The sequence below is a fragment of the Crenothrix polyspora genome (genome assembly GCF_900163755.1).
GTDB lineage: Bacteria > Pseudomonadota > Gammaproteobacteria > Methylococcales > Methylomonadaceae > Crenothrix > Crenothrix polyspora.
In genome coordinates, this window is sequence record NZ_FUKI01000053.1 from 1 (window position 1) to 7,073 (window position 7,073).

A 7,073-nucleotide genomic window follows, 5' to 3' on the forward strand; every position below is an offset into this window, starting at 1 on the left:
CCAATTCGTTGAACCGCCCACTGCGGACCCGCATGGTGGGTGGTGTGGGGGCTGGGGGTTAGAAGCCCCTGGCTACTCGATTATGCTGCCAAACTGTGCACAACAGCCAAATTTACACAGCAAATAACATGCTACAATAATCGCCAAACCTATATAACTGTACAAATTTATTAGATCATTTTGCTATAGAATTTGCATCAATACGAATATTAACAACCAATCCTGTAGCGACTAAAGCAAACAAGCCTGCTGAAATAAATGACATAGTGTAATTACCTGCTAAACCATGCAAATAACCAGCGCCATAAGACGCTAATGCCGCCCCAATCTGGTGGGCAAAGCAAATCCAGCCGAATACAACACCAACATTTTGTTTGCCAAACAAATCCGCCGTTAATGCTGAGGTTGCCGGTACGGTCGATAACCAATTTAACCCATAGACCACGGAAAAAACCATCAGTTGTTCGGTAGATTCCACATAAGGCAACAGCATCAACGATACTCCCCGTAGTGTGTAATACATCGCCAGCGGCCAGCGTTTGCCAAAACGGTCGCAGAGCCAGCCGGACAATATTGTGCCAAAGATGTCCGTTGCCCCCATTAGACCCAATGAGGTTGCCATTGTCATTTCATGGAAGCCATGTTCAATGCCGTGTGGGATAAGGTGCGTTTGAAATAACCCCGAAGTGGTAAAGCCGCAGATACCGAAACTAAAGGCCAACAACCAGAATTGTGGGTTGGCCATTGCTACGCGCATGGGGCCCGGGTCGGGTGGCGGTACATCATTGGATATTCCGTTTGCACCGTAAGCGCGTAGATTTTTTTTGCCGGGGTTGTCTACCATTAACCAAGTCACCAAAGGCAAAACCACCAAGCCTAGCAATGATGCAATGGCCAATGTTGTCACCCGCCAGCCCTCGTGAATGTTCAGGTTCATGAGTATTGGGGTAAAAATCAATTGGCCTGAGGAAAAAGCAGCTCCTAAAAACCCTAAAGCCAACCCACGCCGTTTGTGAAACCAGCGGTTAATCAAAGCGGATCCCATAACCATTGAGGTGCCACCGGAACCCGCACCGATTACAACACCCCACAATAAATACAATTGCCAAGGCTGCTGCATGAAAGTACTGCCCACGGCACCCAAAATGACCAGGCAAATCATGAACAGCGTAATGGTTTTTGCCCCATACATGTCCATCAATCTGCCTAAAAATGGCCCTGACAACCCGAACAAAAACAGATTGACGGAAATTGCGCCACTGATGGTTTCCCGGCTCCAGTTAAATTCATGCTCCAGCGACAGTATAATAATTCCTGGGATAGATCGCAGCGCAGAAGCGACAAACAAACAGGCAAACGTTACGGCAAGTACTGTCCAGGCATAATGGATGCGCGTTTGTTTGTTATTTTCCATAGCGAGGTGTTTCCTTAACTTATCGGTTTATGAATTAAGCCACGTCTTCCTGTGCGTCTAGCAACTCAATCAAACGGGTCACACCTTGCAGCAATATACCCCCCACGCCATGCGCAAACCAAACCCCAATCACGAAGCCGTAATGGATCGGCGCAGCAAAAAACTCCTCACGAAACCAGAAGGTATGCCCCCATTCATTAAAACCGACACTCACCAATATCATAAAAGGCCCGACAACAGCCAGCGTCAACGGCAGTGAAATGCCTTTGGCATAAAGCGGCAGCCGTGTTCTGGCATAAAGCCAGGCGCAACCGCCAAGGATAATGTACATGGGGAAATTGAAATAAAATTCAATGATATGGTTGGCGGTAAAAGGTGTGTCTCGAATAGCGACCTGATGCCAGGAGTTATCTTGCTCGGCAAAGTAACTGCCAGCCCAATATACAGCAAAGGTATAGACGCTAATGAACATGGTCAACGTAAAATAGCGGCGGATTTCTTCCTTAGGTTCAAGCTTGTCCAGGTTTTTATCCCGGGTAAACCATAACCATCCCCATGAAACGCCTGCAAAAAGCGTAACAAAAGTCACGTTAAAGTTGAACAGACGCATCCAGTAGACATCAAAATCGGGGGCGGTTGAATCCAATCCTGTTGAGACACCATACGCCCCCTGATAAATACGGAAACCCATATAGATGGCGGTCAGTATGCCGAAAGCCGACAGATAGCGGTATAAATCCTTCAAATACCAGGGTGGCATTTTGGCCTGTTCGGTTATTACCTTGATTTTTTCAGTGGTTGTAGCCATGACAATTACCTTTTAAGTGGTTAATCAAATTTAGGAATGACAGCCGAGGTGATGCTGGAAATAGTGCGTTCACCCTCACTGTCGAAGAAAAAGATCAAGCCGCCAATACGGCTGTCGGCATCGTTAATCAGGCCGTCCAGTTTTTCTGACTCCCACAAGGCATCGCTTGCGGTCATTAACACTGTACGTTGTTCACCTGGCTGGATGGGGGCTGGATTATCCAATATTAAGCCTTCTTTCGCGATAACACTTTCTGCATTGTTCTGGTCAGGTACAGATACAGCTTGGTTAAGGAAGCGTACACCGCCCGTTGCAAATTCACCTATCTGAATCGGCTTGTCGCTGCCATTTTTGATCTTTAAGCTGACAGTCATCGATCTTTTTGGGACGCGGTATTCTGTCCGCACCGTTTCGACATCGACTACGCCGGCATTGACTTGGGCAGAAAGAGGCAGGATTTGGTCTAGTGAGGCTTGTAAAGGTATGGCCTTGGGATATTTGTTCACCGTCATGGTATAAAACATAAACACCAGAACAGGCACGCCGATGACTATTGCTTTGCCAATATTTCTGTCCAATGGAGTCACCAATTCATCTTCCAAGCCTGCTTGCAACATCCGGTAACGCTCAATAAACAAGGGGCGGCGTACCCACCAAAGCAGCCAGGCCGTACCCAACAAAGCCCAAAAGCTGTGCCAGAAGATGCCGTTACCCAACCCGAAGTTTTCCATATCGACCAGTTCGCCATTGATGGTCTGGACGTTATTGGTAAAATCGCTGGCATCGCCTGCAATATCCAACCATGCGCCCGGCCCCATGACTTGCCCTGCATCCTTTAGGTTAAAGAAAGGATGGATGTGGTAACGTCCTGGTAAGCGTCCTTTCAGGACAACCTTGAAGTCATAGTCGCCGCCTGGTTGTAAGGCCACTGAATTCATGTAGGGCTTGCCGTTTAAGTAACGTTCGGTTCTGATCAGCACGGGGCCTGGTGTTGAGATATTTAAGAACGCCGCATCCGGCTTGGGTACGCTGATCGGCCAATCTTCGGCCACATGAAATTTACCGGTTACGCTAATTTCATCGTTGACATTAAATTTCTGCTTGGACCATTGCACGTCATACCATTGGACGGTACGCATTCTGACATAGGGTTCCAGGTTCTTTTCCCCGTGCGCCATGACAGGCTGTAGGGTCAACATATACACCGAAAGTAGCGTACCCAGGAATAACAAGCCTTTCGTAAAGGGCTGCTTTAGTGCGTTAGCATTCCGGTAACTGATGGTTTTGGCCATTGTTGCACACGGATTATTTTGCCATAGTGTTTTCATCATCTTCCCCTTTAGATTCTTTTAAGATAACGGGTCGTGGCAAACCATTTGCCGATATGCCACCACAAGGTGTACATCAAAGTGCATAACAGCGCTGAGCAAAAGGCCGACAGCGGTGTGGCAATTTGGCCATAAGTACGTAACGTCCCCCGCTCAATAATACGAAGATATTCCGGCATACCGGTACGGATGTACTGGAAGCCAAACATATCGGCCAGGGTCAATTGGCTGTTGCCCGCTTCAACGGGGAGATGGAACATACCGAAGATGGGCCAGTTTGCAGGGTAGAACAGTAAGGCGAAAGCAGAGCCGCCGAAAATAGCGGTCACTGTCAGGCTATTACTTAACATGAGGATGCCGTCCAAGACCAGCGCACTAGGCAGCAGTGTCGATGGCATCACCATGTTGATGGGAAAATAATTCCAGTAGTGGTATGCAAAGACACGGGCAATCCAGGTACCTATCGACAAACAGGCAACACACAGGGTTGCACCCAATGGCAAGCGGAAGTTACTCCATAGTACGGCCTGTACTGCCGCCGGAAAGGTAATGCCAATGAGTGGGGTGACCAATGGCCACCATTGCCTGTCCTTCCAGTCTACCCAAAAATCCCAGTCGCCCACAGTGAGGGCAAAATGCAGATGGAAAGAACCGATGAACAAGAACAGCGCCAATACTAGGATCAGGTAGTCGTAAGCGCGGGTGATACGCGCCTTCTCGCCGGTATACGGCTTAAACGTTGGCTTTGAAAGTTTTGCTGACATAATGTCCTCCTAACAACAGTGATGGATAAGGCAAAAGACTTATCCGGAACAGTTAGCGTGTTGTCAGTGGGGTTGACCGCTGTACGGTGACACAAGTAGCCAATGCGGGCGAACAACACGCTTAGTGGATACAGTACGCAGAATTTGTGGCTTTGTTAAATGATGAATTTTCATGTGGGCATGGCCACAATTCATATCATTATCGACTAACTTTTAGCTACCATAAGAGCCCCATCCCCTCATCAGGATAATAATGCCCACGATGTCCAGCTTACGAACATTTGACCTAAATTTACTGCTTGCTTTTGACGTGTTAATGCAGGAGCTAAACGTAACCCGTGCGGCTGAGCGCATGTTCATTACCCAATCGGCCATGAGCCATATCTTGCACCGCTTGCGCCAACAACTGGATGACCCCTTGTTGGTGAAAACACCTGCGGGTATGAAGCCAACACAACGGGCATTGGCTTTGATTGAGCCGGTGCGTGGGTTATTGTCCGAGATGGAGCAGCTCTTTAAGGTGCCAGTGGAATTTGAAGCGGCCACCAGTCAACGCCGTTTTGTCATTGCTGCCACCGACTACATGGAGTTTCTGTTGATGCCTGAGTTATCAGGACTTATTGAAAGGATAGCGCCAGGTATTGACCTTCACATCAAACGGACCGAAAGCTCATTTCCGGTGACACAACTGGAAAACGGCAGTCTGGATGTGGTGTTGGGCTTCAAGTCGGTGTTAAGCCCGCCTGCACATTTACGTTGCCAAAACTTGTTCAGCGACCGTATGGCCTGTGTGGTCAGGCACAATCATCCGTTACTCAGACAGTCGCCTTCATTGACAGAGTTTGTCGAGATACCGCACATGCTAATTTCTCGAACCGGTAGCAATGTAGGTGTGATAGATCAAAAATTGCTAGAACTGGGTTTGGAACGGCGCATCAAACTCATTGTCCCGCATTTTTTGTCCGCTCCCTTGATCGTTTCCAAAACCGACATGATCCTGTCGTTGCCGTTCCGTATTGCCGAGCAATTTACCCAGTTTGCGCCGTTGGCCGTATTTCCCGTGCCCATTGACCTTCCGGATTATGATTTGTGCATGATCTGGCATCCGTTACGGGACAAAGACCCTGCACATTGCTGGTTACGCGACAAAATAATGGCCATAGGAAAAACAATTGATGCTACATAAAGGTTGCTTTAACGCCCAGGCAAGCCATCTGCCAGGGCTTTTACCTGCAACAGAAAAAAGGGCGGCTTGGCCGTTTCTACGCCACCATTCAAGGTGGCAGACTGGTGCAAGCGATTAACCACAGCATAAAGCTTGCCTTCTGACCCAAAGCTGAACGAATCCACCCATGACAAATTAGGGCATTGTGTCAACCGCCGGTATTTTCTGTCTGATGTAATAACGCCTATGGCATTCTCAGCCAATTCACCCAGATAGATATTGTTGTCCTTGTCTATGGTAATTCCATCCGAAATGGGCTTGCCACTATAGCGTTCAACGCGGCTTGCTAATACCTTGGCATCCAATTTTTCATTGGCTAGATCATCAGCCTTAACGCGATATAAACTGTGCCCGTGCATAGGGCCAAAATACACCCACTCGTTATTCAAATCTTCGGTAATGGGGTTGACACCGATATGGGGACGGCTCAGTTTGCCGCTGCTATCCTTCACTTGAATAGGGACGTTATCGATAATAAGGTCAACCGATTCGGGTATAACACTGGCATGGCCTTCCAGCACACGCCTTGCCAATCCTGTTTTCAGATTGACAACAATGAGTGCGGCATTGGCTCCTCCGGCAGGGTCGCTGATAAAAATATGATTGTGTTTATTATCGACGGAAAAATCATTTACAAACGCATCAGACGGCGTTATGGGTGCCGGTAATTTTATGATTTGATGCAGCTTGTTGGTTTTTATATCCCAGCCTACCAGCTTAGGCGTTACACCACTACGCATACCATTGTCCAGCATCCAGACAATGCCGTCAGCAGAGCGGATACCCAACACCGAATCAAGTTTTAGCTCCGATTTTGAAACCGTATCCGATAATTCTTTATTAGGAAATGGCACCAGCGTTTTATTCTTATACTCGACTACAGTACGTTGTGGTTGGTAAAACTGGTGCAAGCTCATGATAATTCGACCATCTTCAGTTACGGTGACATTTCCTGGGGCATTATCGAGTTTGGCTATGATGTCGTAAGTAGATTTTTTAGTTTCAGTTACAGGGCAATTTTGGTCATTGGCTATATCACCCATGCCGGGGTTTGCAAGTGCCGTTCCGTTAACGGCAGACAGCAACACACCAGTTGCCAATGTAGTAATGATCTTCATAATAGTGCTCCCAGTAAAAATGATTCACGACAACAATACGCCATTAAACCGGGGCTAATAAATGATCTTTATTCATAGTGGTATTTATAAAATTTATGGCCAGCCAATCCTTCGGCTTATATCCGCTGCCTTAAAGACCTAAAGCTCATAGGTCGATACACACAACGTCAGAGGGGAATATGGCAGTCTAACCAGTAAGAGCAGGGCATAACATTGGTTTAACTTGCCAGGCCCGAAGGGACAAGTCAAGTTGAAACCGTGCGCCCCCAGCATGGGCGCGATGTAATGGGGTGGAAGTCCCCTGTGGGAGAACCGAAATAGCCACCATGTTGTGGCTATTGTAACCACTAGCTGACGGCAAGGGCAAGCCTGCGAAGACTTGTCTGGAGGAAGCCTGAGTGCAAACGTGTGAGGCG

General features: G+C 47.8%; 7 protein-coding genes. 1 reads left to right on the top strand and 6 read right to left on the bottom strand.

The window, feature by feature from the left end:
* Nucleotides 1-175: 175 nt before the first annotated feature.
* From CRENPOLYSF2_RS03280 to amoA, 4 genes are read right to left on the bottom strand one after another with little or no spacing between them, the layout of a single operon-like run.
* Nucleotides 176-1,414: an MFS transporter gene (locus tag CRENPOLYSF2_RS03280; RefSeq protein WP_087142538.1), complete on the bottom strand. Its 1,239-nt coding sequence runs from the start codon at nt 1,412-1,414 to the stop codon at nt 176-178.
* A 34-nt stretch (nt 1,415-1,448) separates the two neighbouring features.
* Nucleotides 1,449-2,222 carry a bacterial ammonia monooxygenase, subunit AmoC gene (gene amoC / locus CRENPOLYSF2_RS03285; RefSeq protein WP_087142539.1) on the bottom strand — a complete coding sequence of 258 codons (774 nt, stop codon included), beginning with the start codon at nt 2,220-2,222 and terminating at the stop codon, nt 1,449-1,451.
* Nucleotides 2,223-2,242: 20 nt separating this feature from the next.
* Nucleotides 2,243-3,553 (bottom strand): bacterial ammonia monooxygenase, subunit AmoB, encoded by a 1,311-nt coding sequence (gene amoB / locus CRENPOLYSF2_RS03290; RefSeq protein ID WP_245807874.1) that lies wholly within the window; start codon nt 3,551-3,553, stop codon nt 2,243-2,245.
* A gap of 8 nt (nt 3,554-3,561) precedes the next feature.
* The gene (gene amoA / locus CRENPOLYSF2_RS03295; protein ID WP_087142540.1) at nt 3,562-4,314 is read right to left on the bottom strand and encodes a bacterial ammonia monooxygenase, subunit AmoA; all 753 of its coding nucleotides are present in this window, start codon (nt 4,312-4,314) and stop codon (nt 3,562-3,564) included.
* Between the two features lie 253 nt (nt 4,315-4,567).
* On the opposite strand from amoA, the gene CRENPOLYSF2_RS03300 reads away from it, so the two are divergent.
* Nucleotides 4,568-5,500, top strand: coding sequence for a LysR family transcriptional regulator (locus tag CRENPOLYSF2_RS03300; RefSeq protein WP_245807875.1), 933 nt, complete (start codon nt 4,568-4,570; stop codon nt 5,498-5,500).
* 8 nt (nt 5,501-5,508) lie between these two features.
* Here the strand turns inward: CRENPOLYSF2_RS03300 and CRENPOLYSF2_RS03305 are convergent, their stop codons facing one another.
* Nucleotides 5,509-6,657 carry a major royal jelly family protein gene (locus CRENPOLYSF2_RS03305; protein ID WP_245807876.1) on the bottom strand — a complete coding sequence of 383 codons (1,149 nt, stop codon included), beginning with the start codon at nt 6,655-6,657 and terminating at the stop codon, nt 5,509-5,511.
* Between the two features lie 187 nt (nt 6,658-6,844).
* Nucleotides 6,845-7,073, bottom strand: a 229-nt coding sequence (locus tag CRENPOLYSF2_RS18980) for a hypothetical protein (protein WP_217884056.1), incomplete at its 5' end; no start/stop codon positions are given.